The following is a 26,681-nucleotide window of genomic DNA, read 5'->3' as shown; positions in this document are numbered from 1 at the left end:
GTGAGGCTTGGCTCCAGATGAGGCATTCAGGCAGCGAGCAGGGCTCATTCGACGACGCGGGGTACCAGGTAGAGGCCGTTCTCGACTGCCGGGGCGTTGCGTTGGAAACGCTCGCGCTGGTCGGTTTCGGTGACTTCGTCGGCACGCAGGCGCTGGGTCGCGTCCAGAGGATGAGCCAGCGGGGCCACGCCGTCGGTATCGACCGCCTGAAGCTGGTCGGCCATCTCGAGAATGCGGGTCAGGTCGTCGACATAGCGGTCGGCGTCGTTGTCATCAAGGCCCAGCCGGGCCAGATGCGCCGCGCGCTGCACGTCTTGCGGTTCAAGCGCCATGGTGGATATCCCTTGAGCATGGATCGTGGCGGCGGCGCCGAGCTGGCGTCTGCCGCAGTAAATAACCGTAAAATGTACCATATCCTGGGCCAACTGGCAGGGCCTGCACTCTGGCACTGGCTCCTGATGTCGCTTGCTGCATTAAAGCGGCGATGGTACCGTTTGCGTCCGCACAGGGTTCCGGTCTGCACTAGGTGAAAGACTTCCATGTTTAAACGTTTACGTGGGCTGTTTTCCAGCGATCTCTCGATCGACTTGGGTACGGCCAACACGCTGATCTATGTTCGCGGACGGGGCATCGTGCTCGATGAGCCTTCCGTGGTGGCGATTCGCCAACAGGGCAATATGCGCACCGTGGCTGCCGTGGGTATCGATGCCAAGCGCATGCTGGGTCGTACGCCGGGCAATATCACTGCCATACGGCCGATGAAGGATGGTGTGATCGCCGATTTCACCGTGACCGAGCAGATGCTTCAGCACTTCATCCGCAAAGTGCATCAAAGCACCTTCCTGACCCCGAGCCCTCGAGTGCTGGTCTGCGTGCCCTGCATGTCGACGCAAGTCGAGCGCCGTGCGATCAAGGAATCTGCCGAGGGCGCAGGCGCCCGCGAAGTCTTCCTGATTGAAGAGCCCATGGCAGCCGCCATCGGTGCCGGCCTGCCGGTCGAAGAGGCCCAGGGCTCGATGGTCGTCGATATCGGCGGTGGTACCAGCGAAATTGCCATTATCTCGCTCAACGGCGTGGTCTATTCGGAATCCATTCGCGTCGGCGGCGACCGTTTCGATGAGGCCATCACCGCCTATGTGCGTCGTCATTACGGTAGCCTGATCGGTGAAGCTACCGCCGAGCGCATCAAGGAAGAAATCGGCTGTGCCTACCCGGGCGGCGAGCTGCGCGAAATCGACGTGCGCGGCCGTAATCTGGCCGAGGGCATCCCGCGCAGCTTTACGCTGAATTCCCATGAAGCCCTCGACGCCCTGCAGGAAACCCTCGGGGCCATCGTCACGGCCGTGAAGAGTGCCCTCGAGCAGTCTCCTCCCGAGCTTGCCTCGGATATCGCCGAGCGTGGCCTGGTGCTGACCGGTGGCGGTGCTTTGCTGCGCGACCTCGATAAGCTCATTTCCGAAGAAACCGGCCTGCCGGTGATCGTCGCTGAAGACCCGTTGACCTGCGTGGCGCGCGGTGGCGGCAAGGCGCTGGAAATGATCGATCAGCATACCTTCGAGCTGCTCTCCAGCGACTGATCTGTTCGCTAGGCCGTGACCCGGGGGAACGCTTATCAAACCGCTGTTCACGCACGCGCCAGTGCCCGGTTACCGCATGCTACTGTGTGCGGTTCTGGCTCTGGCGTTGATGTTTGCCGAACATAGACTGCCGCGGGTCGAAGCCTTGCGGGCACAGCTGTCGACAGCGGTCGCGCCCATCCAGTGGCTGGTCAGCCTGCCCAGCGATGTCCTGTCATGGGGCTCGCTTGCGGTCTCCGATCAGCGTGCCCTTGTCGACGAGAATCGCCAGCTTCGCCAGCAGTTGCTGACGCTGTCACATCGCGTCCAGCGGATGGCCAGCCTGACCGCCGAAAACGTGCGGCTGCGCGAACTCCTCAATGCCACGCAGCGCGATGATATTCCCTTCCTCACAGCAGAACTCCTGTCGCTGGATTCGGATCCCTTCACCCAGCAGATGGTCGTCGACCGCGGTCGTCGCGATGGCGTCTATGTGGGACAGCCGGTGATGGATGCGTCAGGGCTGGTGGGGCAGGTCACTTCGGTGTCCGCCTATACCAGTCGAGTGCTGATGGTCGCCGATGCCAATCATGCGATGCCCGTGCAGGTGAACCGTAACGGGCTGCGATTCATCATCCAGGGCACGGGGCGTTTCGACGCCATGCGCGTACTGCATGTGCCGGACACCGCCGATATTCGCGAAGGCGACCTGCTGGTGTCTTCTGGACTCGCCGGTCGCTTCCCGGTCGGCTACCCGGTGGCGCGCGTCAGTGAGGTGGCACATGATCCTGGCGAGCCCTTTGCCAAGGTGATGGCCACGCCGGTGGCGAAGCTGCAACGTGCCAGGCACTTCCTGCTGCTGTTTCCACCCGATGTCGATGTTGCCGCCGGCGATGCGCTCTGGACGGATGACTTCGACCTCGATCCCCTACCCAAGGAGTTGATGCGCTGATGGCTGTCATGGGACTGCGTGGATACCTGCTGGTGTGGTCGACGCTGCTGCTGGCGCTATGCCTGCAGGTCATGCCGCTGGCCGACAAGTGGCTGATGTGGCGGCCCGACTGGCTGGGTCTGATGCTGGTTTACTGGTGCATGGTGATGCCCCAGCGCGTCGGCGTATTTCACGGTTTCTTGCTGGGCATCCTGCTCGACCTCATCGAGGGGTCGCCGCTGGGGCTGAATGCCTTGACGCTGTCGCTCTTGGCCTTTCTGGTGGCACTGGTTTATCAGCGCATGCGGGCCTATTCGCTGGTGCAGCAAGCGGTGCTGATCTTCGTGCTGCTTGGCATCGTGCAACTGGTCGATCAGTGGCTGATGACCCTGTTTGGTCCCTTTTCCATTCATCTGGCCTTCCTGTTGCCGTCATTGATCGGTGCTGTCCTGTGGCCCTGGTTGTTCACCATGTTGCAGGCCCTGCGCCGTCGCTTTGCCGTTTCCTGACGAAGGCCCGTCACCTAAAGGAGAAGCGCATGGCTATCCTGTGTCTGGCCTCGGCGTCCCCACGCCGACTCGAGTTACTGGCATCGATCGACGTCGACTGTGAGGTGCGCCCGGTCGATATCGACGAAACGCCGCTGCCGGGGGAGCAGCCCCGTGACTATGTCTGTCGTCTGGCCCGCGAGAAGGCGCGTGCCGGGGCGGCGCTCTCTGACCTTCCGGTGCTAGGGTCGGATACGGCGGTGGTATTCGAAGGCGAAATTCTCGGCAAGCCCCGTGACCGTGACCATGCGCTCGAGATGCTGGCCATGCTTTCCGGCAACACCCATGAGGTACTGACGGGGGTGGCAGTGAGTGGTCCACAGGGGATGCTGGATATTTGCGTCACGACGAGGGTCACCCTGCGTGCGATCAGCCACGCCGAGGCAGCCGCCTACTGGGCGACCGGCGAGCCTCAGGATAAGGCCGGCGGCTATGGCATTCAGGGCAGGGCGGCGGTGTTCGTGTCGCATATCGAAGGCAGTCATAGCGCCGTGGTGGGGTTGCCGCTCTATGAAACCGCCGAACTGCTCGAGCGCCAGGGCGTGGCGCTTTGGATGAGCGATTCGGCAGCTGTGTCATAATACCCGTATGAGCAAATGATTAAGGAAGCCCGCATGAGCGGTGAAGTACTGATCAATCTAACGCCCATGGAAACGCGCGTGGCGGTGGTCGAGAACGGCGTCCTGCAGGAAGCCTTTATCGAGCGCAGCGGCCGCAGGGGCATCGTCGGCAATATCTATCGGGGCAAGGTGGTGCGTGTACTGCCCGGCATGCAAGCCGCCTTCGTCGACATTGGTATCGACCGCGCCGCCTTCATTCATGCTCATGAGGTCATGGCGCCCAACACCCCGCCCGACGAGCAGGTCTCGATCAGCCAGTTGCTTCAGGAGGGCCAGACGCTGGTGGTGCAGGCCACCAAGGACCCGATTGGCTCGAAAGGCGCACGGCTCACTACCCATCTTTCCGTGCCCTCGCGCTACCTGGTGTATATGCCGGACGCGTCTCACAACGGCGTTTCCCAGCGCATCGAGGACGAAGGCGAGCGGGAGCGCCTGCGCCAGCTGACCGAATCCTGCCAGGCCGAGCAGGAGATAGAGGTCACCGGCGGCTTCATCATTCGCACCGCCGCCGAAGGCGTGACTCGAGACGAGCTCTACGCCGATATGCACTTTTTGCTGCGGCTGTGGCGCAAGGTCAGCGAGCGCAAGCATACCGCCAGTATTCCCAGCGTGATCTATGATGACCTGCCGCTGTTCATCCGCACCCTACGCGATGTGATGCGCGACGAGATCGAGCGGGTGCGTATCGATTCTCGGGAAAACTTCCAGAAACTGCTCGAGTTTGCCCGGGAGTTCATGCCCGGCACCGAGTCGCGCATCGAGTACTATCCCGGCGAGCGGCCGATCTTTGACCTCTACAGCGTCGAAGATGAAATCCAGAAGGCGCTGGGGCGCAAGGTGCAGCTCAAGTCGGGTGGCTATCTGGTGATCGACCCCACCGAGGCGATGACCACCATCGACGTCAACACCGGCGGCTATGTGGGCCATCGCAACCTCGAGGAAACGATCTTCAAGACCAACCTCGAGGCGGCGACGGCGATCGCTCGCCAGCTACGGCTGCGCAACCTCGGCGGCATCATCATCATCGACTTCATTGACATGGACGATACCGAGCATCAGCGCCAGGTGCTGCGCATGCTTGAGAAGTCGCTCGAGCGTGATCATGCCAAGACCAAGTGTACCGGCGTCACCGAGCTCGGCCTGGTACAGCTGACCCGCAAGCGCACCCGCGAGAGCCTCGAGCAGACTCTCTGCGAAGCCTGTCCGGTATGTCATGGCCGCGGCACGCTCAAGACGCCGGAGTCGGTGTGTTACGAGATCTTTCGCGAGATACTGCGCGAAGACCGAGCCTACAGCGCTGAAACCTATATGGTATTGGCTGCCCAGGCGGTGGTCGACCGTCTACTCGATGAGGAGTCAGCCGCGGTAGCCGACCTGGAAGTGTTCATTGGCAAGACGATCCGCTTCCAGGTGGAAGCCCACTATTCCCAGGAACAGTACGATATCGTACTGATGTAGGAGGCGTGCCATGAGCCCGTTTCGCCTCCTGTCGCGCTGGGCACTGACCATCGTTGCCGTGCTGTTGGCCTTGCTAGCCGTTTTGCTGCTGACCCTGCGGCTGGCGGCAAGCGAGCTTGACCGCTTGCGCCCCGAAGTCGAGAGCCTGCTCTCGGATCGGTTCAACGCCGAGCTCAAGATGGAGCAACTCAGCGGCGGCTTTCACGGCCTCGATCCTTCGCTGAGCCTTGGGCAGCTTACCCTGGCTTCTCGGACTGAGCCGGCGCGGCCGCTGCTCGAAATCGACAGTGCCCATCTGCGCCTCGACGGTATCGCCACTCTGCTTGGCATGCCCCAGGTCGATGATGCCAAGATTCGCGGCGTCACCCTGCACCTCTATCAGAATCCGGATCGCAGCTGGCACTGGCCGCAGCCAGCCGAGCTGCCGCCGGAAATCATCCCTGATGGCAGTTTTACCCTCGAGAGACTCGATTATTGGGTCGGCGTTCTGCTGCGCCAGCGTCTGGCGGTCGAGAACGTTCGTGTCGTGCTGCACGGGCTCGATCGGCGCCTGGCATTTGAGGCGCCTCGTCTGCTGATGGCCGGCGATGCCGGTCGTGCCCATATCGAGGGGCAACTGCACGTGGCCAACAATCCCGATGCGACCCTGACGGCGGTGCTCGAAGTACTGCCCGGCCAGGGTGGGTTGGCTGACTTCAATGCCGCCCTTCAGGCGCGGATGGAACTCGATCAGTTGGTGGAACTGGCCGGTGTGTTGAGCCGGAATGAACCATTGAAGGTCGATGAGGCCCAGGGCGAGGCCAGGCTCTGGGGGCGCTGGCATCACGGTGCCCTGGAGGATGTGCGCCTGGACGTGGACGTGCCCAGGTTGCTACTGAGTCACGAGCAGCAGCCGCTGGACCTTCAGGACATTCGCGTGACCGGTCAGTGGCTGCGAGGAGACGAGGGCTGGCAGGCCTGGTTGAACACGCGAGGCGACTCGGAAACCGACGTGACGACAACCGATGCCGGTGCGCCTGCGGAGCAAGACGCCACTCCTGATGAAGCCGCGCAAGGCGCTGGCACAGGCTCAGGCGCTGAAGAAGGGGCCTCTGAGACGCTCAGTGGCAAGCCTGATGCGGCCGGGCGGCCCTTGCCCAGGCACTGGCAGGCCAGCGGCGATGCAAATGGCTGGTGGCTCAAGACCAGTCGCTTTGATCTTGCTGCCTTGGCGGCCTGGCGCGACCGTGTTCCCTTGCCGGATGGCCTGCAGCGGGTCCTGGGTCGTCTGGCGCCGAGAGGCCAGGTGGGCGGCCTCGAGGTCGGCCATCGCGACGGCCATTGGCGTGCTGTGGTCGCGCTTTATGATGTGGCCGTTGACCCTTGGCAGGGCGCGCCGGGCGGCGGTCCCTTGGATGCCTGGGTCGAGGCAGAGGACTTGTCCGGTAGCGTCCGTTTCGCCGACACCGGAGACGCGCCGACTGCGCTCAATTTCCCTGACATCTTTGCCGCACCGATGGCGCTGTCATCGGCCTCCGGGAAGGTCAGTTGGGTCTATCAGGACAAGGGCGTCAGCGTTACCGGTCGTGACTTGGCGGTCAAGTGGCGGGGAGCACCGGTGACAGGCAGCTTCGACCTGGAAGCGGGGCGCACCGCACCGGGTGATCTGGCGTTGGATCTTGCCTTCACCGATGTCGACGCCAGCCGTATCGACCTTCTCGACTGGTTGCCGGTCAAGGCACTTCCGGCGGAGCTTACCGAGTGGCTGGGGCTCGGCGTGGCGGGCATCGTCGATGACGGCAGCCTGTCGCTGAATCTGCCTCTGGCCGATGATCTGCACACCGAGGATGTGGATCTGTCGCTGGCGCTGGATATTCGTGATGGCACCCTGCCGTTCGCTCCTGGCTGGCCGGCACTCGAGGGTGTCGAGGGCCAGCTACGCCTCGACAATCAGCGGCTGTCGGCCGACGTCGAAAAGGCCAGCCTGGTCGGCCTCGAGGCTAGGGATGCAACGGTCAGCCTCAACGACGAGCAGCTGGAGGTTTCCAGTCAGGCCGAGGGCAGCACCACGGCGCTGCTCGACTTTCTCGCCGCCATTCCCGACCTGGATATCGGTCGGGAAGACTGGAGCGGTCAAGGCAGCCTTGCCGGCAAGGTCGATTTGGCCATGGATCTCGGTGCGCCAGATGCGCTGTCGCTGGATGTCAGTGCCAGCGTCGATGAGCCTCGTCTGGGGCTAGCCCCAGCAGGGCTCAACGTCTTCAACGTGAATGGCGATGTGACGTATCGCTATCGCGACCGCCAGGGAGGCTTGTACGGCGAGCTCGGCGCCCGGGCCTTCGAGGGCCCCTTGCTGGCTGACTTTGACGGCGATGCCCAGTCGATGACGCTAACAGGCCGTGCCCTGGCCCGCGGCCTGCTGGAATGGGCCGGCACGCCTGATCTGGCGCCATTGGTGAGTGGCTATTTTCCCTATACGCTGCGTATGCCGATCAATGGCGAGAAGCCGACCGTGACCTTGGACAGTCGCCTCGAGGGTCTTGCCGTGAACCTGCCACCCCCCTTTGGCAAGCGGGCCGGTGAGGCGGTCCCGCTAACGCTTAACTTTGACCAGGCGCGGGAGCGCGGCGAGATGGTTCTGCGTGATCGCGCACGCCTGCGCTGGCGCAATGCACCTTCAGGCACTCAGGGGCAGGTATGGCTCGAGAACTGGCCGCTCGAGCCGAGCTGGCCGCGCGGTCCTGGCTGGTCGCTGCAGTGGCAGACCAACCGGCTGCCCATATCTCCCTGGGTCGACGCGCTGAGCGGCCTGTCTTTGCAGCACCTGAGCGGCCGTCAAGGTGGCAGCCAGCGTGCGGCTGCAGATTCACTGGCGACTATCGGCCTTTCCACGGCCTGCCTGTCGCTGAACAATCACTGTCTGGGAACCCTCCAGGCAAACGCCGATTCGCTGGGCGGCGGTAACTGGCACATGACCCTCGATGGCAGTATCGCCAAGGGTGAGGCCGACTATCGTCCCGCCGCGGCCCGAACCGTCAATGTGGATCTTACGCGGTTGTCACTCGACGGCCTCTGGCCGGCCCCCGAGGCGCCTACCCAGGTGTTCGATGAGGTCGCCGTTGAGCCTGAGCCGCTGCCGCTGCCGGGCTGGATCGATGCAGTGCCCGATGGCCGGTTGCGGGTCGCCGAGATGACCCGGCTGGGTAGCACCCTCGGGCCACTGAACCTGAACTGGCAGGCATCGCCGTCTCAGCTTGTGCTGGCGCCGCTTGGCCTGACGCTTGGGCAGGTAACTGCCCGGGGCGAGCTGATCTGGGAAGCCGCTGGCTCCGACTCGAGCCTGACGCGTTCTCGCCTGCGGCTGGATGGCGGAGATCTGGGCACGGCGCTGGCCGCATTGGGCCAAGACGTGCCGATTCGCAATGCCGAGACACACGTCGAGTCGCAGCTGGCCTGGCCAGGGGCGCCCTGGCAGTTTGCGCTGGTGCGTTCCCGAGGGAGTCTCGATGTCAATCTGCTCGATGGCCGCTTCCTCAACTTGCAGTCGGGTTCCGCCAAGCTGATAGGCTTGCTCAATTTCGATAATCTGCTGCGCCGGCTGCGGCTGGATTTCTCCGATGTCACCGGGCAGGGCACGGCCTTCGACCGTGTCAACGGCAGTGCGACGCTGTATGGTGGGATTCTTGAGACTCACGGTCCCGTGCAGATCGACGCACCGGCGACGCAGTTCAGTCTCGAGGGTCAGGTCGATCTGGCGCGGCGTGAACTCGATCAGCGTCTGGCGATCACAGTACCAGTGTCGCAGGCGTTACCCGTGGCGGCGCTGGTGGCCGGTGGTCCGGTCATCGGCGGGGCGGTGTTCCTCGCCCAGCGCCTGTTCGGTCGTGCCATCGACCGCGTGACCCGAATCCACTATCGCGTGCAAGGTCCATGGACCGATCCGCGGATTTCTCTGGAAAGTGCCGAATGATGCTCAAGTCCTCCGAACTCTCTTCCCAGGACATGCTGGACAGCGCCGTCAGCACCCTGTTGGCCCCTGGTGGTCTCGACCTGGCGGCGCTCGACACCGGCCTCGGGCATGCCTTGGGTCCTGGCGTCGACTTTGCCGATCTCTACTTCCAACGCAGCTGGCACGAAAGCTGGGTGCTGGAAGATGGCGAGGTCAAGGATGCCAGTTACAACATCGATGGCGGCGTCGGCGTGCGCGCCATGTCCGGTGAAAAGACCGGCTTTGCCTATTCCAACCAGGTCAGCGCCGATGCGCTGCGTGAAACCGGGCGCACCGCCTCCGGGATTGCGCGAAGCGGCTCGCGGCTGACCCAGGTCGCACCGCAATTGACCACCGCCGCGCAGCGCTATGCAGGGATCGACCCACTGTCCGGTCTCTCGGCGGAAGACAAGATTGCGATGCTCAAGGAAGCCGATCGGGTCGCCCGCGCGGCGGATCCGGCGGTCAGCCAGGTCAGTGCCTCTCTGACCGGCGTGCACGAGGTGGTGCTGGTGCGCGCCAGTGACGGCACCCTGGGCGCGGATATTCGTCCTCTGGTGCGCCTCAATGTCAGCGTGATCGCCGTGCGAAACGGTCGCCGCGAGCGCGGCAGCGCCGGTGGCGGCGGCCGCTACCCCTTGGCGCGACTGCGCGACGAGGGCGCGCCCAAGCGTTTCGCCACCGAAGCCGTGCGCCAGGCGCTGGTCAATCTTGAGGCCATCGACGCTCCGGCCGGTCAGATACCGGTGGTACTGGGCGCGGGCTGGCCCGGTATCCTGCTGCATGAGGCGGTAGGGCACGGCCTCGAAGGCGATTTCAACCGCAAGGGCAGCTCGGCCTTTGCTGGACGCATGGGCGAGCGTGTGGCCGCTCCCGGTGTGACCGTGGTCGATGACGCCACCTTGAGCGACCGCCGCGGCTCGATGAGCATCGACGACGAAGGCACGCCGGGCCAGTATACGCCGCTGATCGAAGACGGCGTGCTGACCGGCTACATGCAGGACAAGCTGAATGCGCGTTTGATGGGCATGTCGCCCACCGGCAATGCGCGTCGCGAATCCTATGCCCATATGCCCATGCCGCGCATGACCAACACCTACATGCTGGCCGGGCAAGACGATCCCGCTGATATCCTCAAGAGCGTCAAGCGGGGCATCTATGCGGTCAGCTTCGGGGGCGGCCAGGTGGATATCACCTCGGGCAAGTTCGTGTTCTCGGCGAGCGAAGCCTATCTGATCGAGGACGGCAAGATCACCGCGCCGGTCAAGGGCGCGACCCTGATCGGCAACGGCCCCGAGGCCATGGGCCGCGTGTCGATGATCGGCCATGACCTGGAGCTCGATACCGGTATCGGCGTCTGCGGCAAGGAAGGTCAGGGTGTCCCGGTTGGGGTCGGCCAGCCAACGCTGAAGCTCGATGAGCTGACCGTCGGCGGCACCGATTCGTGAAGCATGCCGCTGAGCTCGCACCCCAGCGGCGCGAGCCATCGGCCCGGCACAGGCATTGAAAGCATTGAGAGTACCGTCAACGCCGCTGCCGGGTCGAGAGGGCGCTTTGAGGGCTTACATGCCGGCCGTGACGCGGATCAGCTTGAACAGCTTGCGTGCGCTAGTGGGCGGCTTTTCCTGTTGACGCTCGCGGCGTGCGTTGCGAATCAGCTGACGCAGCATCTGTCGGTCGACGTCGGGATACTCGGCGATGAGGGGCTCGAGGGCGTCATCATCGTCGATCAGCCGGTCACGCAGCCCTTCCAGGCGGTGGAAGGCGTGGTCGCGCCGCAGCTGCTCCTGCTCGAATTCGTCGAAGACCGCCTGAATGCCGGCCACGTCTTCGCGACGCATTAGCTTGCCGACGTACTGCATGTGGCGACGGCGCCCCTCGTGGGAGCGAATACGCGCGGTTTCCTCGACGGCGGCCAGCATCTCGTCGGAGAGCGGTAGCCGGGCACGCCACGCGTCGGAGAGGGCGATGATCTTCTCGCCCAGCGCCTGCAGGGCCTGCATTTCCTGTTTGCGCTGGGTCTTGCTTTGCCGACCGTCGTGGTCGGCGGGCGTTTCAATTGACATGCCATTACCATCAGCATTGGGAGGTTGGCGCAGTATACCAGCCAGCCTCGCGACAAGGAGACCAAGATGACTCAGGCTTTCGATGCCGCCGCCCAGCAGGCATTGCTGGAGTCCCGGGCACAGGCCGCGCTCGACCAGGCGCGCTCCCTGGGCGCCGATGCCTGCGAGGTGGGTGCCAGCGTCGATCAGGGGATCGGCGTCAGCGTGCGCCTTGGCGAGGTGGAAACCGTCGAGCTGTCCCGCGACCAGGGCATCGCGGTGACGGTCTATGTGGGCAAGCGCAAGGGCACGGCGTCATCGTCGGATGCCGGTGAAGCCTCCATCCGCGCCGCCGTCGATCAGGCCATGGCCATTGCCCGCCATACGGGTGAGGACGATTTTGCCGGCCTGGCGCCGGCCGAGCTGATGGCCCGCGAGCTGCCGGACTTGGATGTCCACCACCCTTGGCCGCTGACCACCGATGAAGCCATCGAGCGTGCCCTGGCCTGCGAGGCGGCCGGTCGGGCGGTGGAAGGCATCAGCAAGTCCGAGGGGGCGGAGCTCTCCAGCGGTGAAGGCGTGCGTGTCTATGCCAACAGTCACGGTTTTCTCGGCAGTCAGCGCGGCAGCCGCCATTCGCTCTCCTGCATGCTGATCGCCGAAGACGAGAGCGGCATGCAGCGCGACTATGACTACTCAAGCGAACGGGACCCACGCAAGCTTGCCAGCGCCGAGGCGATCGGCGCCTCGGCCGCCGAACGCACCCTGCGCCGCCTAGGGGCCCAGCGCCCCACCACCGGCCGTTTCCCGGTGATGTTCGATCCAAGCCTGGCGAGCGGCCTGGTGGGCCACCTGATGGCAGCGCTTGCTGGCGGCGCCCTGTATCGCGAGTCGTCTTTCCTCTGCGATCGACTCGGCGACAGCCTCTTTCCTGACTGGTTCAGCCTCTTCGAGCGGCCCCGGGAGATGGGGGGCATGGCCAGTAGTCCCTTCGACAATGACGGCGTCTATACCCGTGACAATATCTTCATCGATCAGGGACGCATCGCCAGCTACATGCTGTCGGCTTATAGCGCCAAGCGCTTGAACATGACCACGACCGGCAATGCCGGCGGAGCGCGAAACGTGCGTCTGGAGGCGCCGCTCGAGAGCCGTGAGGCGCTGCTTGAGAAGATGGATCGTGGCGTGCTGGTCACCGAGCTGATGGGCCAAGGGGTCAACGGCGTGACCGGTGACTACTCCCGCGGTGCCGCTGGCTTCTGGGTCGAGAATGGGCGCATTCAGTACCCGGTCGAAGAGTTCACCATTGCCGGCAGCTTGCCGAAGATGTTCGCGGGGCTGATCGGCGTCGGTGACGATATCGATACGCGGGGTAGCGTGCATAGCGGCAGCTGGTTGATCGACGAGATGACCATCGCCGGCGGCTGATCGCTAGAAGATGGCCTCGGTCGGTGACAGACTAGCCAAAAAGAAAGCCACCCTTCGGGGTGGCTTCTTGGCTTCTTGCCGGTCGCAATACGAGCGCAAGAGTGCGGCCGATAGTGGCCGTCGGTGGTTCAGGCGTCCTCGTCGAAGCGTGCCTCCACGAGCGACTCGACCGCCTCCAGCACCGCCTCGGCATCATCGCCCTCGGCGTGAACTTCCAGCGCGCTGCCACAGGGGGCCGCGAGCATCAACAGCGCCATGACGTTGGCGGCATCGGCGTCTCGGCCCTGGTGGTACACGGTGACGCAGGCCTTATAGGCCTGGCAGCACTGCACCAGTTTGGTCGCTGCACGCGCGTGCAGGCCGCGCTTGTTGACGAGGGTGAGCTCACGTTTTGGCATGGCTGTCAGCGTCCTTGCTGGCCTGAAGCGTCGGTCTTGGAGATGGAGGTGTGGATCCCCAGCTCACGGTGGCGCAGCCGCACACCAGGGTGATGCGTGGCGAAGTGGCGGGCCAGCCGCTCGGTGAGATAGACCGAGCGATGCTGGCCGCCAGTGCAGCCAATGGCCACTGTCATATAGCTGCGATGGCTGGCCTGATAGGCCGGCAGCCAGCGGGTCAGCCAGTCGATGGTATCGCGAGCGAACCGGTCGACGTCTTCGTAGCCTTCGAGAAACTCGATGATCTCTGGGTCGCGTCCGGTGGACTGGCGCAGGCGCGGGTCCCAGTAGGGGTTGGGCAGACAGCGGGCATCGAATACGGTGTCGGCATCCAGCGGCACACCGCCCTTGAAGCCGAAAGATTCGAACGTCAGGGTCATTTGCTGGTCGCGATGCTGGGCGACCTGTTCACAGATACGCCCCCGCAGCTCGTGAACCGAGAGTCGCGAGGTGTCGATGATCAGGTCGGCAAGATCCAGAATGCCGGCGAGCGTGCCTTCTTCGCTGTCGATGGCCTCGGCAAGCGTCATCTGGCTCTCGCGGGTCAGCGGATGGCGCCGGCGGGTGGCCGAGTAGCGTTCGAGGAGAATCTTCGATTCGGCGGTCAGGTAGACCACCTGGCACTGGATGCCGCGAGCCTGCAGGTCGGCCAACAGGCTAGGGAAGCGCTCCAGTGCATCGGGAAGGTTGCGGGCATCGATACTGACGGCACTGAAGGCGCGCCGCGTCTCGTCTCGCTGCAGCTCGTCGACGAGGGAGCTCAGCAGCATGGCAGGCAGGTTATCGATCGCATAGTAGCCCAGGTCTTCCAGGGCCTGCAGGGCAATCGACTTGCCTGAACCAGAGCGGCCGCTGATGATCACGAGCTGCATGCGTATCTCCTGCTTGCCGGGTCAGAGGGCGGTGGTGATCACGAGTATGAGAGTGCGGTAAGACGCAGGCCTGGCGCTTAGCCGGAACGGTCTTCGCTTGCGTGGCGGCGGATGGCGTCCAGCAAGGTGTCGTACAGCTGGCGCTGGGTCTCGCTCTTGCGCAGCTGCTGGCGTGTACTGGGGTCGTTCATGACCGCTGCGACCTGGCCAAGCAGGGCGAGGTGGGCGTCATCGGCCTGTTCAGGCACCAGCAACACGAAAACCAGGTCGACGGGCTCTCCATCGATGGCATCGAAGTCGACGGGCTCGCTGAGCTTGAGGAAACCGGCCAGCGGAGACTTGCAGTGTGGGTTGCGGGCATGCGGGATGGCAACGCCATGGCCGATGCCCGTACTGCCCAGCCGCTCGCGGCCGACCAGACGGCTGAAGACCTCCTGGCTGTCCAGGCTGGGCGTATTTTGGGCGATGAAGGTGCTGAAGAATTCCAGCACACGCTTCTTGCTTCCCCCGGGCACGCCGAACAGGGCGCGCTCGGGGGGCAGGATGGATTCCAACGTCATGATGTCAGCGAACGCTTGCGCCTTGGGCGCGCGCCTGTGCTTTTTCCTTGTGCTTGACAAGCTGGCGGTCGAGCTTGTCGGCGAGGGCGTCAATCGCGGCGTACATATCGGTGTCTTCTGCTTCGGCGTGCAATTCAGCACCGGCTGCATGCAGGGTGCAGGCTGCCTGCTGGCGCTCTTTCTCGATGGAAAGGGTGGCCTGAACGGTGGTGATGTTGTCGTAGTGACGCTCCAGGCGGGCGAGCTTCTCGTTCACATAGTCACGCAGTGCGTCGGTAAGTTCGACGTGATGGCCGGTGATGTTGACTTGCATGGCACGCTCCTTATCCTGCGGTTGGCCAATCGATTGTAACCCTTTTTGGCGCCCTGCATACCCCTTCGCAAGGCGCTTTTCCAACGTCACTACTTTCGGTGTTTTTCCACCGCCAGGTCAATAGTTTATGCCGTCAAGTCTAGATCAATGACGGCATCAGGAAAGCCGCTTGCGCTCACTGGATGGCGGAATGCCCATGGCTTCCCGGTACTTGGCCACGGTACGCCTGGCGACCTGTATGCCGCTATCGGCCAGCAGATCGACCAACTTGCTGTCGGATAGCGGTTTACGCGCCGGCTCGCTGCCGATCAGCTTCTTCAGCCGCGCGCGAATGGCCGTACTGGAGTGGGCGTCGCCGCCTTCGCCGCCAACTTGGCTCGAAAAGAAATACTTCAGTTCGAAAACGCCCCGCGGGGTATGGATGAATTTCTGCGTGGTGACCCGCGAGATCGTCGACTCATGCATGTCGACCTGCGCGGCGATGTCGGCCAGGATCAGAGGCTTCATGGCCTCTTCGCCCTTATCGAGGAAATCGAGCTGACGGGCCATGATTTCGCGCCCCACGCGCAGCAGGGTGTCGTTACGGCTGGACAGGCTCTTGATCAGCCAGCGCGCCTCCTGCAGATGCTGCTTCATGAAGGTGTTGTCGTCGCTTTTATCGGCACGCCGAATCAGGGCGGCATAATCGGGCTGGATACGCATCCGCGGCAGTGCCTCGGGGTTGAGCTCGATATGCCAGCCTTCATGGCTATGACGGGCGATCAGGTCCGGGATCACGTAATCGCTGCCGGCGCTGTCGAACGCCTGGCCGGGTCGCGGGTCGAGGGTACGGATCAGCTCGATCACTTGGTCAAGCTGTTCGTCGTCGAGTCTGAGCCGCCGCTTGAGCAGCTTGCGATCATCGCCGGCCAGGGCCTCGAGAAACTGGCGAGTCAGGCGTTTGGCCTGGGGCAGTAGAGGCGTGTCTGCCGGCAGGGCGCCTAGCTGGAGCAGCAGGCATTCGCGCAGATCGCGAGCGAAGATGCCGGTGGGCTCGAACTGCTGCAGGCGCAGCAGGACCCGCTCGACGTCACTGGCCTTGAGGCCGTCGAGGCCCTGGCTACGCAGGCCTTGTGTTAATTCGTCGAGGCTGCCTTCCAGGTAGCCGCTGGGGGCTACGGCATCGATCAGGCTCTCGGCAATCTGGCGTTCGACGTCATCGACGTCGGCCATGGCCAGCTGCCAGGCGAGATGGTCGTGCAGGCTGACGCTGATGGCATTGCGATCGAGATCGGGGCCCTCTGAGCCGGTGCCTGACGACGCCATGTCCTGATAGGTGTCGGACCAGTCGCTGTCGGTCGATAGCTCGCTTGGAATCTCGGTTGACCAGTCATCATCGCGTGGCTCGGCCACATCTTGCTCGCCATAGGCCTCATCGAGTTCCAGCATCGGGTTGGATTCCAGCGCCTGCTGAATCTCCTGGCGCAAATCCAGTGTCGAGAGTTGCAGCAGGGCGATCGCCTGCTGAAGCTGAGGTGTCATGGTCAGCTGGGTGCCGACGCGAAGTTGCAACGAGGGTTTCATGACCATGGCGTGGCGGGTGTCAGCAAAATGGAATGAATAACTTAGCCCCTGGTCGGGTACCATGCAAGCCGCTGAGAGCGATTTGTCTGCAATAAACATGCCATTGACAGACGGGCATTTTCACCCTTGGTGCCAAGTGGAGGCGTTGCGCCGCCGCCAAGGCAGGCGTTGGGCTCCTCACTCAGGCACTGAATAAGTGTTGCGGCGAGGGCTAAAGCCGGAAATCTTCGCCCAGATAGACGTCTTTGACCCTCTGATTGGCGAGGATAGCCTCGGCATTGCCTTCGGCAATGATTTCACCGTCGCCCACGATGTAGGCGCTGTCGCAGATGTCCAGGGTTTCGCGCACGTTATGGTCGGTGATTAGTACGCCGATACCCCGTTCGCGCAGGGCGCGGACGATCGACTTGATATCGGATACCGAGATCGGGTCGACGCCGGCGAAAGGCTCATCGAGCAGGATAAAGGCCGGTTCGGTGGCCAGTGCTCGGGCGATCTCGACTCGACGGCGCTCACCACCGGACAGGCTCATGCCGGTGTTGTCGCGGATATGGTCGATGTGGAACTCGCTCAGCAGTTCCTCGAGCCGGGCCTGGCGGCCGGCATGGTTGAGGTCGCGGCGCGTCTCGAGAATGGCCAGGATGTTGTCCTTGACCGACAGCTTGCGAAAGATCGAGGCTTCCTGAGGCAGGTAGCCGATGCCGGCCTGGGCGCGCTCGTGCATGGCGGCGGTGGACAGGTCCAGGTCGTCGATGTGGACGGTGCCGGCATCGGCGCGCACCAGCCCGACGATCATGTAGAAGGAGGTGGTCTTGCCTGCGCCATTGGGGCCCAGCAGGCCGACGATCTGGCCCTGGTCGATGGACAGGCTGATGTCCTTGACCACGCGGCGACGTTTGTAGCTTTTGGCCAGGTGGTTAACGCTCAGGGTCTTCATGGCGGGCCTTATTGCTGAGGTGTCAGGGTCATGCGGACGCGCTGGTCTTGTCCACCATCGCTCTCGCCATTGCTGGTGGCTTCGACCACGCGACGATCGAGGAAGTAGTCGACCTTGGCACCGGTGAAGGTGTCCTGGCCGCGGTGAAGCTCTGCCTGATTGATCAGCTCTACTCGACGCTCGAGGGTGTGATAGATGATGGTGCGACCCCAGCCCTTGGCCAGCGGTGCATCCGGGCTTGGCTTCTGTTCGATGTAGGCTCGGTTGCCGGTGGCCTCGATGCGGGACACGTCGCCCTGGTCAGTGCGGCTGATCGTGACCTGCTGGCCGGTCAGCTTCATGCTGCCCTGGCGCATGTCCACATCGCCGGTGTAGACGGCGGTTCCTGCTTGGTCGTCGAGTTCCAGGCGGTCGGCGGCGATTTCGATGGGAGCGCTAGCATCACCCTCGAGGGCCAGGGCCGGTACGGCGCCCAGGCTCAGCATGGCGGGTAGCAGCAGGCCAAGAGCCCGGCGGTTAAGGTCGCGTCTCATCATGGGGCTTGCTCCTTGGGAGGGTGAAATCCGTGAACGTTGCCGGTCAGGCGCATCAGGTCATCATCGAACCATACATCCAGCTTGTCACCCCGCATGCGTTGGGGCGGCTGGGTGATATGGGCTTCGCCTTCGCTCCAGGCGTGGTTGGTGACGGTATCGATGTGCAGAACATTGGTGTCCAGTTGCCAACCTTCTCCTGGAGACTCCAGATGAGCATCGCCGCGCAGCACCAGCGGGTTGCCATCTGCGCCCAGCGTACCTTCCTGGCCGCTGGCCAGCCACAGGGCGCCATCATTGTCGAGCAGGCGAGCCTTGGGGGTCTCGGCACGGGTCATGTCGTTGTGCGGTGTGTGTACCAGTCGTGGTGTGGCCAGGCGCTGATGAGGCCGGCCTTGGGCATCGAAGCGGGTCAGGTTCACGCCTTCGAGATAGAAGTCCGGCTCGCCGGCACTATCCGTTGGCACCGGCCCCGGCGTGCGCACGTTGCTCTGCTCGATAAAGGTCAGGACGCCGCCCAGCACGATCAGCAGCAGAGCTAGCCAGACGCGGGGGGAGGGACGAGGCAGACGCATGGCCATCAGCAGCGACCGGGTGCCACGGTGGCGTATCCCGATGCGCCGGCGGCATAGGACTCGAGCACCGCCGGCCAATGGCCCTGGGTGTCGAGCAGGGTGTCGCAGATATCGCGTACGGCACCGTGGCCGCCGCTGCGTGCGCTGACCCAATCGGCGGCCTGCCGCATGTAGGAAGGGGCGTTGGGCACGCTGATGCCGAGGCCTGCGGCCTGGATAGCGGCCAGATCCTGAAGGTCATCGCCGCAGTAGGCGGCTTGAGACAGGCCAAGCCCCAGGCTATGTGTCAGTTCGCGCAGGGCGATGAGTTTGTCATCGCGGTGCTGGAAGACGTGCTTTAGCCCAAGAGCGGCGGCGCGCTGGGTGACCATCGGCGATTCACGCCCGGTAATCAGGGCAACCTCGATGCCGGCCTGGCGCAGCAGTTTGATACCATGGCCGTCCTGGGTGTGGAAGGCCTTGATCTCGATGCCATCGGCCTGGAAATAGAGCCGGCCGTCGGTGAGAACGCCATCCACGTCCAGTGCCAGCAGGCGGATCTGGCGGGCGCGATCGACGAGCTCCGGGGGGAGCGTGGACTCGGGTGTCATGACATCTCCTTAGATGACGCCGCTTCTCAGCAGGTCGTGCATGTGCAGGGCGCCAATCGGGCGCCCTTGCGCATCGACGACGGCCAGCGCGCTGATGCGGCTGCCTTCCATGATACGCACGGCTTCGGCGGCAAGCACGTCGGCGGAGATACGCTTGCCGGGTGAGGTCATGACCTCATCGACGCTCAGGGCGTGCAGGTTGCTGTGCTGATCGAGGGTGCGACGCAGGTCGCCATCGGTGTAGACGCCCGCAAGCAGGCCTTCGCGGTCGATCACACAGGTAAAGCCGAGTCCCTGGCGAGTGATTTCGATCAATGCATCACGCAGTGGGCTGCCCAGCGGTACCTGGGGCAAACGCTCGCCCTGGTGCATCAGGTCGCCAACGGTGAGCAGCAGTCGTCTGCCCAGGCTGCCACCGGGGTGCGAGAGGGCAAAGTCTTCGGCAGTAAAGCCGCGAGCCTCGAGCAGCGCCACTGCCAGGGCGTCGCCCAATACCAGGGCCGCGGTGGTCGAGGCGGTCGGTGCCAGATCCAGCGGACAGGCTTCGCGCTCCACGCCTGCGTCGAGGTGAGCCTCAGCGTGGCGGGCCAGGCTCGAGCCGGGGCGACCGGTCATGCTGACCAAGGGAACGCCCATACGCTTGAGCAGCGGCAGCAGGGCCATCACTTCGGCGGTTTCGCCAGAATTGGAAAGGGCAATGACCACGTCGCCCGGTGTGATCATGCCCAGATCGCCGTGGCTGGCTTCGCCCGGGTGGACGAAGAAGGCCGGGGTGCCGGTGCTGGCTAGCGTCGCTGCGATCTTGCCGCCGATATGGCCGGATTTGCCCATGCCGGTCACCACCACGCGGCCCTGGCAGCCGAGCAACAGCTCGCAAGCGCGATCGAAGTTGTCGTCGATGCGGGCGCTAAGAGCCTCGATGGCGTCGCGTTCGATGTTCAGCGTGCGGCGAGCACTGGCCCGGTGGGGCGAGTCATTGGTGTCAGTCATGGCGAAATTGTTGCCCGTTGTCAGGTTTCACTCAAGCGCCCGTGATGCTGGATTGGATCAATAGGCCCAGATAGCCAACGTAGATCAAGGTCAGCAGGGCGCCGGGAATGCGGCCTAGGCTGCCGTGACGCTGCCAGAGCAGCCAGCAGCCGAGCAGTAGGGTCAGCAGCAGCATGGTGGGGTAATCGCGGCTGATCGCATGAGCATCGACCGGGCCTGGCGCCAGCAGGCCGGGCATGGGCAGCACGGCCAGCATGTTGAAGAGGTTGGAGCCGATGACGTTGCCGATGGCGATGTCGTGATGGCGCTTGAGGGCGCTGGCCACGCAGGCGGCGAGTTCTGGCAGGCTGGTGCCGATGGCCACGACCGTCAGGCCGATCACCAGTTCGCTGACGCCGAAGGCGCTGGCAATTTCGCTGGCGCCCCACACCAGCAGCCGCGAGCTTGCGACCAGAAGCACCAGGGTGCCTATTAGCCATGCCAGTGCCTTGGGCAGCGCCATGTCGGGAATTTCGCCGTCCTGGGTTTCCTCACTGCCGCTGTTGCCATCGGCGCGGAATAGCCACCACAGGCTGAATACCAGTAGGGCGAAGAGCAGTAGGGCGTCATAGCGGCTTAGGTCGCCGTCCGCCAGCGCATAGCCGGCAAGGCCGGTGGCGCCGAGCAGTAGGGGAAGTTCACGCCGTACGATCGAAAAGCGCACCGGGATGGGCACGATCAGGGCCGTTACCCCGAGCACTAGACCGATATTGGCGATGTTGGATCCTAGGGCGTTACCGGTGGCGAGATCGGGCGTGCCGTCCAACGAGGCCATGATGGCGACGATGACTTCAGGAGCCGAAGTGCCAAGTGCAACGATGGTCATGCCGATCAGCAGCGTGCTCATGCCCGCTCGGTAAGCGGTGGCGGCCGCGGCTCCCACGAAGCGGTCGGCACTCCATAGCAGGCCAACGAAGCCGAGTGCGACGGCAGACAGGGGTAGCAGCATCATCGAAAAGGGTCCGTGTCGGTCAGTGAAGAGCGGCCAATTAAACGCGTTGGGGCGCCGCGAATCAAGGTGACATCGGCGCTCGCACCCTTGGCGCTAGCGGTGATCATGGCAGTTAATATACAATGTTCGATAATTTTCGGGTGGAGGTTAGGACGCCATGAATGATTCGCCCTTGGTGGTGGTCGAAGGGCTGCGCTTTTCACGTGGCGATAGGGATATCTTTCGGGGCGTGGATCTCACCATCCCCCGCGGCAAAATTACCGCAATCATGGGGCCGAGCGGCTCCGGCAAAACGACGCTACTCAAGCTGATTGGTGGTCAACTGACGCCGGATGCCGGCCGAGTGACGATCGACGGTCATGATGTCCATGCCCTGTCCCGCAAGAAACTCTTCGCGCTGCGTCGCCGGATGGGGATGCTGTTTCAAAGCGGTGCGCTTTTCTCGGACCTGAGCGTTTTCGAGAACGTGGCCTTTCCGCTGCGCGTGCATACGGATCTGCCCGACGCGATGATCCGCGACGTGGTGCTGATGAAGCTCGAAGCCGTAGGACTTCGCGGTGCCCGCGAGCTGATGCCCGCCGAACTGTCCGGGGGCATGGCCCGCCGGGTCGCCCTGGCGCGGGCGCTGGCGCTGGACCCGGAGCTTATCCTCTACGATGAGCCGTTCGTCGGCCAGGATCCCATTTCCATGGGAGTGCTGGTGCAGCTGATTCGTCGTGTCAACGATGCGCTGGGACTTACCGCCGTGGTGGTCTCCCACGATATCAAGGAAACGCTGTCGATTGCCGATTACGTTTACGTGATCGCCGATGGCAAGGTGATGGCGCATGGCACGCCGGAGAGCCTCAACGTCGATCGGGACCCTCGCGTCAGCCAGTTCATGCACGGCGAGCCTGACGGCCCGGTGCCGTTTCATTATTCGGCTGACGACTTTTATGTCGATATGCTCAATGCGGGTAAAGCGGGAGAGAGGCGATGATGACGCGAATAACTCGCCTTGGGCGCCATGGCTGCGACCTAGTCGAGGCGTTGGGCCGCGCCGGCATGTTCCTTGGACAGTCGCTGGTGGGACGTCCCTCCGCCGAAGGCTTCAAGCTGTGGCTGCGTCAGATGCACTTTATTGGCGTGTTGTCGCTGGCCATCGTACTGGTGTCAGGGCTCTTCATCGGTATGGTGCTGGCCCTTCAGGGCTTTACCATTCTGGTGGATTTTGGCGCTGAAGATGCCCTGGGGCAGATGGTAGCACTATCGCTGCTGCGCGAGCTGGCGCCGGTGGTGGCGGCGCTGCTGTTCGCTGGGCGTGCCGGCTCGGCACTGACGGCCGAGATCGGCCTGATGAAGGCGACCGAGCAGTTGAGCAGCATGGAGATGATTGGCGTCGACCCGCTCAAGCGAGTGGTGGCGCCGCGGCTCTGGGCGGGCTTCGTGTCGCTGCCGCTGCTGACCGTTGGCTTCAGCGTCATTGGTATCTGGGGTGGCCACCTAGTGGGTGTCGAGTGGCTCGGCGTCTATAACGGCTCTTACTGGGGCAACATGCAGTCAAGCGTCGACTTCGTCGACGACATCGGCAACGGCATGCTCAAGAGTCTGGTGTTCGCCCTGGTCGTAACTTGGATCGCGGTATTCCAGGGTTATGACCTGGTGCCAACCTCGGAAGGTATTTCACGCGCTACCACAAGAACGGTGGTGTATTCCTCGCTGGCGGTATTAGGACTGGATTTCGTGCTGACCGCGCTGATGTTTGGAGAACTGGGATGAAGCGCAGCAAGATGATGGAGTTTGGGGTCGGGCTGTTCATGCTGGCCGGGATTCTCGGGGTTATTTTCCTGGGAATAAGTGTCAGTGGCCTATCCGTCGGCGGGGGTAAAAACACTTATACGTTGCAGGCCAACTTCGCCAATATCGGCGGCCTCAAGTCGCGAGCACGGGTCACCATGGCCGGTGTCACCGTGGGGCGCGTGGAGAATATCGAGCTGGATACCGAGTGGTATGACGCTCGTGTGACCCTGGCGCTCGACAGCAGTCTGGAGGGACAGCTTTCCAAGGATACGACGGCGTCGATCCTCACTTCTGGGCTGCTCGGCGAGCAATACATCGGCCTATCGGTGGGTGGTGATCCAGAGATGCTGGCCGATGGCGACACCATCACCGATACTCAATCGGCGCTGGTGCTGGAGCAACTCATTCAGCAATTCGTGGCCAACATGGCCAAGGATTAATCATGTTCTGCCTTGAGAGACGACTTATGCGAGCGCAACCGACCTTCTTTTCCCGCTGGTTTTCCGGATCGGTACTGGCCCTGTTGCTGTGCCTGATGATGCTGCCTGCTCAGGCCCAGTCGAAGGCGCCCGACCAAACGCCGGAGCAGCTGATTCGCACCAGCATCGACGATCTGATGGGCAAGATCGAGGGCCGTCGCAGCTACTTTTCCGAGCACATCAGCGAGCTGGAGTCACTGGTCAACGACAGCCTCAAGGATGTGGCCGATTTTCGCTATATCGGCGCCAGCGTCATGGGGCGCTATTTCCGTAACGCAACGCCCGCCCAGCGTTCGCGCTTCGTCGATACCTTCCGCCAGACTCTGATCGATACCTATGCCAAGGGTCTGGTGACCTTCGACTACCGCGAGGTGCGGGTGCTCGATAAGCAGCAGGAATCCCGTCAGGCCGATCAGGCCAGTGTCGACATGGAAGTGGTCGCCAACGATGGCACCGTTTACCCGGTCAGCTATTCGTTGCGTCTGGACGACGGTCAGTGGAAAGTCGTCAATGTGATCGTCAATGGCATCAACCTGGGGCTGACCTTCCGCAACCAGTTCGATCAGGCGATGCGCGACAACGGCCGCGACTACGATGCCACCATCGACAATTGGTCGCCCGATGTCGATGTCACTGACGAAGGGAAGGGCGCATGACCCGTCTTTTCGACGAACATGATGTATGCCTCGACGCCGTGGAGGGAAAGCTTGCCGTCAGCGGAGACGTGGACTTCGAGGCCGCCGCTCCGCTGGCCGCCGCAGGCGCCAAGTGGATCGCCGATCAGCCGGTTAGTGGCGCGCTGGAGCTCGATCTGCGCGGCGTCGATCGCGTCAGCAGCGCTGCGCTGAGCGTCATGCTCGAGTGGCTGCGCAGCGCCCAGCGTGCCGGGATCGAGGTGTCGGAGGTGCGGCTTTCGCCGGCGTTGGCCAAGCTTACGGAGCTGGCCGGTCTGGATGCGCTCCTGCCCCAGGCCGGCGCGCACAAGACCGCCATGGCCGACTGAGCCGCTTGGCCTCGGCCCCGGTCAACAGCGTCAGTGTCTTTCTGGCATCGCCATCGACGGCGCTTTTGATTACCATGTAGCCTTTCTTCGTCTCGTGATGCGGTGACGTGTCTGCACCGCACCCTTCCCGTGTTTCCAAGGAGGCATCCCCATGCAACCCCAAGACGTCAAGGCGCTGCTTGAGACGCGCATTGCCGACTGCGACTTTCATATCCAGGGTGAAGGCTGCAACTTTCAGGTCGTCGCCGTGGGTGAGGTCTTCAATGGCCTGACGCCGGTCAAGCGACAGCAGCTGATTTACGGCGCGCTTTCCGAAGAAATTGCCAGCGGCGCTCTGCATGCCGTCAGCATCAAGACCTATACCCCCACCCAGTGGCAGACTGCCGCCGAAAATGCTGGGGCTTGAGTGACGGACTTTCATGGATAAGTTGATCATTACCGGCAATGGCCCCCTCGACGGCGAGGTGTGGGCCAGCGGTGCCAAGAACTCGGCCCTGCCGATCCTGTGTTCGTCACTGTTGGCTCAAGGGCCGGTTACGCTTGGTAACCTGCCGCATCTGCAGGACATCACGACCTCCCTCGAGCTGCTTGGACGCATGGGAGTCGATCTGGTGATGGGCGACAAGATGGCCATCCAGCTCGATGCCTCCGAGGTCACCGAGTGCCACGCGCCTTATGACCTAGTCAAGAAGATGCGCGCCTCTATTCTGGTGCTGGGGCCGCTGCTGGCGCGCTTCGGCAAGGCCGATGTCTCTCTGCCCGGTGGTTGTGCCATCGGCTCGCGCCCGGTCGACCTGCATATCCGTGGCCTTCAGGCGATGGGTGCCAACATCAATGTCGAGAACGGCTACATTCGTGCCACGGCGCCGGGTGGGCGTCTCAAGGGTGCGACGATCTTCTTCGACGTGGTGACCGTGACCGGCACCGAGAATCTCCTGATGGCCGCTACGCTTGCCGAGGGCACCACGGTGCTCGAGAACGCCGCCAAAGAGCCCGAGATCGTCGATCTGGCCGAATGCCTGATTAAGATGGGCGCACGGATTCGCGGTCAGGGGACCGATACCATCACCGTCGAAGGTGTCGAGCGCCTGCATGGCTGCTATCACGACATCATGCCTGATCGCATCGAGACCGGTACCTTCCTGGTGGCGGCTGCTCTGACTCGTGGCCGGGTCCGGGTGCGCCGCACCCGGGCCGATATCCTCGAGGCGGTGCTGGCCAAGCTCGAAGAAGCGGGCGGCCACATCACCGTTGGCGAGGACTGGATCGAGCTCGACATGAAGGGGCAGCGCCCGAAGGCGGTTAATGTGCGCACCGCGCCGTACCCTGCATTTCCCACCGACATGCAGGCCCAGTTCGTGGCCATGAATGCCGTGGCCGAAGGTACCGGCCGGGTCGTCGAGACGATCTTCGAGAATCGCTTCATGCACGTCCAAGAGCTCAACCGCATGGGCGCCAAGATTGCCCTCGAGGGCAACACCGCGGTCGTTACTGGCGTCGATCAGCTTTCGGGTGCGCCGGTCATGGCCACCGACCTGCGCGCCTCGGCTTCGTTGGTGGTGGCGGCGATGATCGCCAATGGCGAGACCATGGTCGATCGCATCTATCACATTGACCGCGGCTATGAGTGCATCGAGGAAAAGCTGCAGCTGCTGGGCGGTAAGATCCGTCGCGTGCCCGGCTAGTCATCCAAGGAATTGCGAATCCCATCATGTCCAAGCAACTGATCCTGGCCCTCTCGAAGGGCCGTATTCTCGACGAGACCCTGCCGCTGCTGGCGGATGCCGGCATCTGGCCCGCCGAAGACCTGAGCAAGAGTCGCAAACTGCTGTTCGATACCAACCTGCCGGACGTCAAGCTGGTCGTGATTCGCGCGACCGATGTGCCGACCTATGTGCAGCTCGGCGCTGCCGACCTGGGGATCGCCGGCAAGGACGTGTTACTCGAGCATGGCGCCGAGGGGCTCTACGAGCCGCTGGATCTCGAGATCGCGCGCTGCAAGCTGATGACCGCGGGCATCACCGGCGCCGAGCCGGCCCACGCCCGTCGTCGAGTGGCCACCAAGTTCGTCTCGGTGGCGCGGCGCTATTATGCCGAACAGGGTATCCAGGCCGAGGTTATCAAGCTCTACGGCGCCATGGAGTTGGCACCGCTGATGAACCTGGCCGATGAGATCGTCGACATCGTCGATACCGGCAATACGCTGCGTGCCAACGGCATGGAGCCCCGGGAGAAAATCGCCGATATCAGCACCCGCTTGGTGGTCAATCAGGCCGCGATGACCATGAAGCACGATCGCCTGAAGCCCTTGCTCAACCGGCTGCGTGAAGCGGTGACCAGCCGTCGCGGATAGGTCGCCTTTGCCGCACTAGATCGAGTGCGGAGCCTGCCAGGCCTGCGCCTCGCTGGCGGACACGATAGCCTGCGTGTCTCGGCCTCATAGCATCGCCTCCCTTGTCACTCAGAGGGCGGCGACTCATGCTTGGCGTCTCACCCTTATTCCATC

The 26,681-nt window shown here is 63.3% G+C and carries 29 protein-coding genes; 16 read left to right on the top strand and 13 right to left on the bottom strand.

Features of this window, described 5'->3' with window-relative positions:
• Positions 1 to 44 precede the first annotated feature (44 nt).
• Positions 45 to 332 (bottom strand): Asp-tRNA(Asn)/Glu-tRNA(Gln) amidotransferase subunit GatC, encoded by a 288-nt coding sequence (gene gatC, locus BLR71_RS07550; RefSeq protein WP_092524715.1) that lies wholly within the window; start codon positions 330 to 332, stop codon positions 45 to 47.
• Between the two features lie 207 nt (positions 333 to 539).
• On the opposite strand from gatC, the gene BLR71_RS07545 reads away from it, so the two are divergent.
• From BLR71_RS07545 to tldD, 7 genes are read left to right on the top strand one after another with little or no spacing between them, the layout of a single operon-like run.
• Entirely contained in the window at positions 540 to 1,577 is a 1,038-nt protein-coding gene (locus BLR71_RS07545) for a rod shape-determining protein (protein WP_092524713.1), read from the top strand.
• Between the two features lie 34 nt (positions 1,578 to 1,611).
• Positions 1,612 to 2,508 (top strand): rod shape-determining protein MreC, encoded by an 897-nt coding sequence (gene mreC, locus BLR71_RS07540; RefSeq protein ID WP_281241761.1) that lies wholly within the window; start codon positions 1,612 to 1,614, stop codon positions 2,506 to 2,508.
• On the top strand, positions 2,508 to 2,996 hold the full coding sequence (gene mreD / locus BLR71_RS07535; RefSeq protein ID WP_422730762.1) for a rod shape-determining protein MreD: 489 nt from the start codon (positions 2,508 to 2,510) through the stop codon (positions 2,994 to 2,996). Before mreC ends, mreD begins: the two co-directional genes overlap by 1 nt.
• 29 nt (positions 2,997 to 3,025) lie before the next feature.
• Positions 3,026 to 3,616, top strand: coding sequence for a Maf family protein (locus BLR71_RS07530; protein ID WP_092524709.1), 591 nt, complete (start codon positions 3,026 to 3,028; stop codon positions 3,614 to 3,616).
• Positions 3,617 to 3,649: 33 nt separating this feature from the next.
• Positions 3,650 to 5,113 carry a ribonuclease G gene (gene rng / locus BLR71_RS07525; RefSeq protein WP_092524707.1) on the top strand — a complete coding sequence of 488 codons (1,464 nt, stop codon included), beginning with the start codon at positions 3,650 to 3,652 and terminating at the stop codon, positions 5,111 to 5,113.
• 10 nt (positions 5,114 to 5,123) lie between these two features.
• Positions 5,124 to 9,062, top strand: coding sequence for a YhdP family phospholipid transporter (locus BLR71_RS07520; RefSeq protein ID WP_092524705.1), 3,939 nt, complete (start codon positions 5,124 to 5,126; stop codon positions 9,060 to 9,062).
• Entirely contained in the window at positions 9,062 to 10,528 is a 1,467-nt protein-coding gene (gene tldD, locus BLR71_RS07515; protein WP_245696384.1) for a metalloprotease TldD, read from the top strand. The genes BLR71_RS07520 and tldD overlap by 1 nt, the downstream gene beginning before the upstream one ends.
• 114 nt (positions 10,529 to 10,642) lie before the next feature.
• Here the strand turns inward: tldD and yjgA are convergent, their stop codons facing one another.
• Positions 10,643 to 11,146, bottom strand: a complete 504-nt coding sequence (gene yjgA / locus BLR71_RS07510) for a ribosome biogenesis factor YjgA (protein ID WP_092524704.1) — start codon at positions 11,144 to 11,146, stop codon at positions 10,643 to 10,645.
• Between the two features lie 66 nt (positions 11,147 to 11,212).
• Here yjgA and pmbA point away from each other — a divergent pair, with 66 nt between their 5' ends.
• Complete coding sequence (gene pmbA, locus BLR71_RS07505) at positions 11,213 to 12,553, top strand: metalloprotease PmbA (RefSeq protein WP_092524702.1); 1,341 nt, start codon at positions 11,213 to 11,215, stop codon at positions 12,551 to 12,553.
• 128 nt (positions 12,554 to 12,681) lie between these two features.
• On the opposite strand, the gene BLR71_RS07500 is transcribed toward pmbA, so the two are convergent.
• The 11 genes from BLR71_RS07500 to BLR71_RS07450 all read right to left on the bottom strand — a co-directional run bounded on the left by BLR71_RS07500 (position 12,682) and on the right by BLR71_RS07450 (position 20,914).
• The gene (locus tag BLR71_RS07500) at positions 12,682 to 12,951 is read right to left on the bottom strand and encodes an HPr family phosphocarrier protein (protein ID WP_092524700.1); all 270 of its coding nucleotides are present in this window, start codon (positions 12,949 to 12,951) and stop codon (positions 12,682 to 12,684) included.
• Positions 12,952 to 12,956: 5 nt separating this feature from the next.
• Positions 12,957 to 13,862, bottom strand: coding sequence for an RNase adapter RapZ (gene rapZ, locus BLR71_RS07495; RefSeq protein WP_092524699.1), 906 nt, complete (start codon positions 13,860 to 13,862; stop codon positions 12,957 to 12,959).
• A 77-nt stretch (positions 13,863 to 13,939) separates the two neighbouring features.
• Positions 13,940 to 14,422 carry a PTS sugar transporter subunit IIA gene (locus BLR71_RS07490; RefSeq protein WP_092524697.1) on the bottom strand — a complete coding sequence of 161 codons (483 nt, stop codon included), beginning with the start codon at positions 14,420 to 14,422 and terminating at the stop codon, positions 13,940 to 13,942.
• Positions 14,423 to 14,426: 4 nt separating this feature from the next.
• Positions 14,427 to 14,735, bottom strand: a complete 309-nt coding sequence (gene hpf / locus BLR71_RS07485) for a ribosome hibernation-promoting factor, HPF/YfiA family (RefSeq protein ID WP_092524695.1) — start codon at positions 14,733 to 14,735, stop codon at positions 14,427 to 14,429.
• Positions 14,736 to 14,891: 156 nt separating this feature from the next.
• Entirely contained in the window at positions 14,892 to 16,304 is a 1,413-nt protein-coding gene (locus BLR71_RS07480) for an RNA polymerase factor sigma-54 (protein WP_092524693.1), read from the bottom strand.
• A gap of 205 nt (positions 16,305 to 16,509) precedes the next feature.
• Positions 16,510 to 17,235: an LPS export ABC transporter ATP-binding protein gene (lptB, locus tag BLR71_RS07475; protein WP_092524691.1), complete on the bottom strand. Its 726-nt coding sequence runs from the start codon at positions 17,233 to 17,235 to the stop codon at positions 16,510 to 16,512.
• An 8-nt stretch (positions 17,236 to 17,243) separates the two neighbouring features.
• Positions 17,244 to 17,771 (bottom strand): lipopolysaccharide transport periplasmic protein LptA, encoded by a 528-nt coding sequence (gene lptA / locus BLR71_RS07470; RefSeq protein WP_092524689.1) that lies wholly within the window; start codon positions 17,769 to 17,771, stop codon positions 17,244 to 17,246.
• Positions 17,768 to 18,349, bottom strand: a complete 582-nt coding sequence (gene lptC / locus BLR71_RS07465) for an LPS export ABC transporter periplasmic protein LptC (RefSeq protein WP_092524688.1) — start codon at positions 18,347 to 18,349, stop codon at positions 17,768 to 17,770. Before lptC ends, lptA begins: the two co-directional genes overlap by 4 nt.
• Complete coding sequence (locus BLR71_RS07460; RefSeq protein ID WP_092524686.1) at positions 18,349 to 18,933, bottom strand: KdsC family phosphatase; 585 nt, start codon at positions 18,931 to 18,933, stop codon at positions 18,349 to 18,351. Before BLR71_RS07460 ends, lptC begins: the two co-directional genes overlap by 1 nt.
• A 9-nt stretch (positions 18,934 to 18,942) precedes the next feature.
• Entirely contained in the window at positions 18,943 to 19,923 is a 981-nt protein-coding gene (locus tag BLR71_RS07455) for a KpsF/GutQ family sugar-phosphate isomerase (protein ID WP_092524684.1), read from the bottom strand.
• Between the two features lie 31 nt (positions 19,924 to 19,954).
• Positions 19,955 to 20,914 carry a calcium/sodium antiporter gene (locus tag BLR71_RS07450; RefSeq protein ID WP_340147961.1) on the bottom strand — a complete coding sequence of 320 codons (960 nt, stop codon included), beginning with the start codon at positions 20,912 to 20,914 and terminating at the stop codon, positions 19,955 to 19,957.
• Positions 20,915 to 21,071: 157 nt separating this feature from the next.
• Here BLR71_RS07450 and BLR71_RS07445 point away from each other — a divergent pair, with 157 nt between their 5' ends.
• The 8 genes from BLR71_RS07445 (at position 21,072) to hisG (ending at position 26,528) form a co-directional block, all read left to right on the top strand.
• The gene (locus tag BLR71_RS07445) at positions 21,072 to 21,893 is read left to right on the top strand and encodes an ABC transporter ATP-binding protein (RefSeq protein WP_092524682.1); all 822 of its coding nucleotides are present in this window, start codon (positions 21,072 to 21,074) and stop codon (positions 21,891 to 21,893) included.
• Positions 21,890 to 22,672 carry a lipid asymmetry maintenance ABC transporter permease subunit MlaE gene (gene mlaE / locus BLR71_RS07440; protein WP_092524680.1) on the top strand — a complete coding sequence of 261 codons (783 nt, stop codon included), beginning with the start codon at positions 21,890 to 21,892 and terminating at the stop codon, positions 22,670 to 22,672. Before BLR71_RS07445 ends, mlaE begins: the two co-directional genes overlap by 4 nt.
• A complete protein-coding gene (mlaD, locus tag BLR71_RS07435; protein ID WP_092524678.1) occupies positions 22,669 to 23,133 on the top strand; it encodes an outer membrane lipid asymmetry maintenance protein MlaD in 465 nt (154 codons plus the stop codon). The genes mlaE and mlaD overlap by 4 nt, the downstream gene beginning before the upstream one ends.
• 26 nt (positions 23,134 to 23,159) lie before the next feature.
• Positions 23,160 to 23,828, top strand: coding sequence for an MlaC/ttg2D family ABC transporter substrate-binding protein (locus BLR71_RS07430; protein ID WP_092525082.1), 669 nt, complete (start codon positions 23,160 to 23,162; stop codon positions 23,826 to 23,828).
• A complete protein-coding gene (locus tag BLR71_RS07425) occupies positions 23,825 to 24,175 on the top strand; it encodes an STAS domain-containing protein (protein ID WP_092524676.1) in 351 nt (116 codons plus the stop codon). The genes BLR71_RS07430 and BLR71_RS07425 overlap by 4 nt, the downstream gene beginning before the upstream one ends.
• A gap of 151 nt (positions 24,176 to 24,326) precedes the next feature.
• Positions 24,327 to 24,581: a BolA family protein gene (locus BLR71_RS07420; RefSeq protein WP_092524674.1), complete on the top strand. Its 255-nt coding sequence runs from the start codon at positions 24,327 to 24,329 to the stop codon at positions 24,579 to 24,581.
• A gap of 13 nt (positions 24,582 to 24,594) precedes the next feature.
• Positions 24,595 to 25,860, top strand: coding sequence for a UDP-N-acetylglucosamine 1-carboxyvinyltransferase (gene murA, locus BLR71_RS07415; RefSeq protein ID WP_092524673.1), 1,266 nt, complete (start codon positions 24,595 to 24,597; stop codon positions 25,858 to 25,860).
• 26 nt (positions 25,861 to 25,886) lie between these two features.
• A complete protein-coding gene (gene hisG, locus BLR71_RS07410; protein WP_092524671.1) occupies positions 25,887 to 26,528 on the top strand; it encodes an ATP phosphoribosyltransferase in 642 nt (213 codons plus the stop codon).
• Positions 26,529 to 26,681 lie beyond the last annotated feature (153 nt).

The organism is Onishia taeanensis, from assembly GCF_900100755.1.
Taxonomy (GTDB): domain Bacteria; phylum Pseudomonadota; class Gammaproteobacteria; order Pseudomonadales; family Halomonadaceae; genus Onishia; species Onishia taeanensis.
The sequence above is the reverse complement of the archived record's forward strand: the minus strand, read 5'-3'. Positions and strand labels throughout refer to the sequence as shown.

Bases quoted from the DNA above. Each gene is read 5' to 3' on its own strand.
- gatC (WP_092524715.1), bottom strand. From the start codon at position 332: ATGGCGCTTGAACCGCAAGACGTGCAGCGCGCGGCGCATCTGGCCCGG.
- BLR71_RS07545 (WP_092524713.1), top strand. From the start codon at position 540: ATGTTTAAACGTTTACGTGGGCTGTTTTCCAGCGATCTCTCGATCGAC.
- mreD (WP_422730762.1), top strand. From the start codon at position 2,508: ATGGCTGTCATGGGACTGCGTGGATACCTGCTGGTGTGGTCGACGCTG.
- BLR71_RS07530 (WP_092524709.1), top strand. From the start codon at position 3,026: ATGGCTATCCTGTGTCTGGCCTCGGCGTCCCCACGCCGACTCGAGTTA.
- rng (WP_092524707.1), top strand. From the start codon at position 3,650: ATGAGCGGTGAAGTACTGATCAATCTAACGCCCATGGAAACGCGCGTG.
- BLR71_RS07520 (WP_092524705.1), top strand. From the start codon at position 5,124: ATGAGCCCGTTTCGCCTCCTGTCGCGCTGGGCACTGACCATCGTTGCC.
- tldD (WP_245696384.1), top strand. From the start codon at position 9,062: ATGCTCAAGTCCTCCGAACTCTCTTCCCAGGACATGCTGGACAGCGCC.
- yjgA (WP_092524704.1), bottom strand. From the start codon at position 11,146: ATGTCAATTGAAACGCCCGCCGACCACGACGGTCGGCAAAGCAAGACC.
- pmbA (WP_092524702.1), top strand. From the start codon at position 11,213: ATGACTCAGGCTTTCGATGCCGCCGCCCAGCAGGCATTGCTGGAGTCC.
- BLR71_RS07500 (WP_092524700.1), bottom strand. From the start codon at position 12,951: ATGCCAAAACGTGAGCTCACCCTCGTCAACAAGCGCGGCCTGCACGCG.
- rapZ (WP_092524699.1), bottom strand. From the start codon at position 13,862: ATGCAGCTCGTGATCATCAGCGGCCGCTCTGGTTCAGGCAAGTCGATT.
- BLR71_RS07490 (WP_092524697.1), bottom strand. From the start codon at position 14,422: ATGACGTTGGAATCCATCCTGCCCCCCGAGCGCGCCCTGTTCGGCGTG.
- hpf (WP_092524695.1), bottom strand. From the start codon at position 14,735: ATGCAAGTCAACATCACCGGCCATCACGTCGAACTTACCGACGCACTG.
- BLR71_RS07480 (WP_092524693.1), bottom strand. From the start codon at position 16,304: ATGGTCATGAAACCCTCGTTGCAACTTCGCGTCGGCACCCAGCTGACC.
- lptB (WP_092524691.1), bottom strand. From the start codon at position 17,235: ATGAAGACCCTGAGCGTTAACCACCTGGCCAAAAGCTACAAACGTCGC.
- lptA (WP_092524689.1), bottom strand. From the start codon at position 17,771: ATGATGAGACGCGACCTTAACCGCCGGGCTCTTGGCCTGCTGCTACCC.
- lptC (WP_092524688.1), bottom strand. From the start codon at position 18,349: ATGGCCATGCGTCTGCCTCGTCCCTCCCCCCGCGTCTGGCTAGCTCTG.
- BLR71_RS07460 (WP_092524686.1), bottom strand. From the start codon at position 18,933: ATGACACCCGAGTCCACGCTCCCCCCGGAGCTCGTCGATCGCGCCCGC.
- BLR71_RS07455 (WP_092524684.1), bottom strand. From the start codon at position 19,923: ATGACTGACACCAATGACTCGCCCCACCGGGCCAGTGCTCGCCGCACG.
- BLR71_RS07450 (WP_340147961.1), bottom strand. From the start codon at position 20,914: ATGATGCTGCTACCCCTGTCTGCCGTCGCACTCGGCTTCGTTGGCCTG.
- BLR71_RS07445 (WP_092524682.1), top strand. From the start codon at position 21,072: ATGAATGATTCGCCCTTGGTGGTGGTCGAAGGGCTGCGCTTTTCACGT.
- mlaE (WP_092524680.1), top strand. From the start codon at position 21,890: ATGATGACGCGAATAACTCGCCTTGGGCGCCATGGCTGCGACCTAGTC.
- mlaD (WP_092524678.1), top strand. From the start codon at position 22,669: ATGAAGCGCAGCAAGATGATGGAGTTTGGGGTCGGGCTGTTCATGCTG.
- BLR71_RS07430 (WP_092525082.1), top strand. From the start codon at position 23,160: ATGCGAGCGCAACCGACCTTCTTTTCCCGCTGGTTTTCCGGATCGGTA.
- BLR71_RS07425 (WP_092524676.1), top strand. From the start codon at position 23,825: ATGACCCGTCTTTTCGACGAACATGATGTATGCCTCGACGCCGTGGAG.
- BLR71_RS07420 (WP_092524674.1), top strand. From the start codon at position 24,327: ATGCAACCCCAAGACGTCAAGGCGCTGCTTGAGACGCGCATTGCCGAC.
- murA (WP_092524673.1), top strand. From the start codon at position 24,595: ATGGATAAGTTGATCATTACCGGCAATGGCCCCCTCGACGGCGAGGTG.
- hisG (WP_092524671.1), top strand. From the start codon at position 25,887: ATGTCCAAGCAACTGATCCTGGCCCTCTCGAAGGGCCGTATTCTCGAC.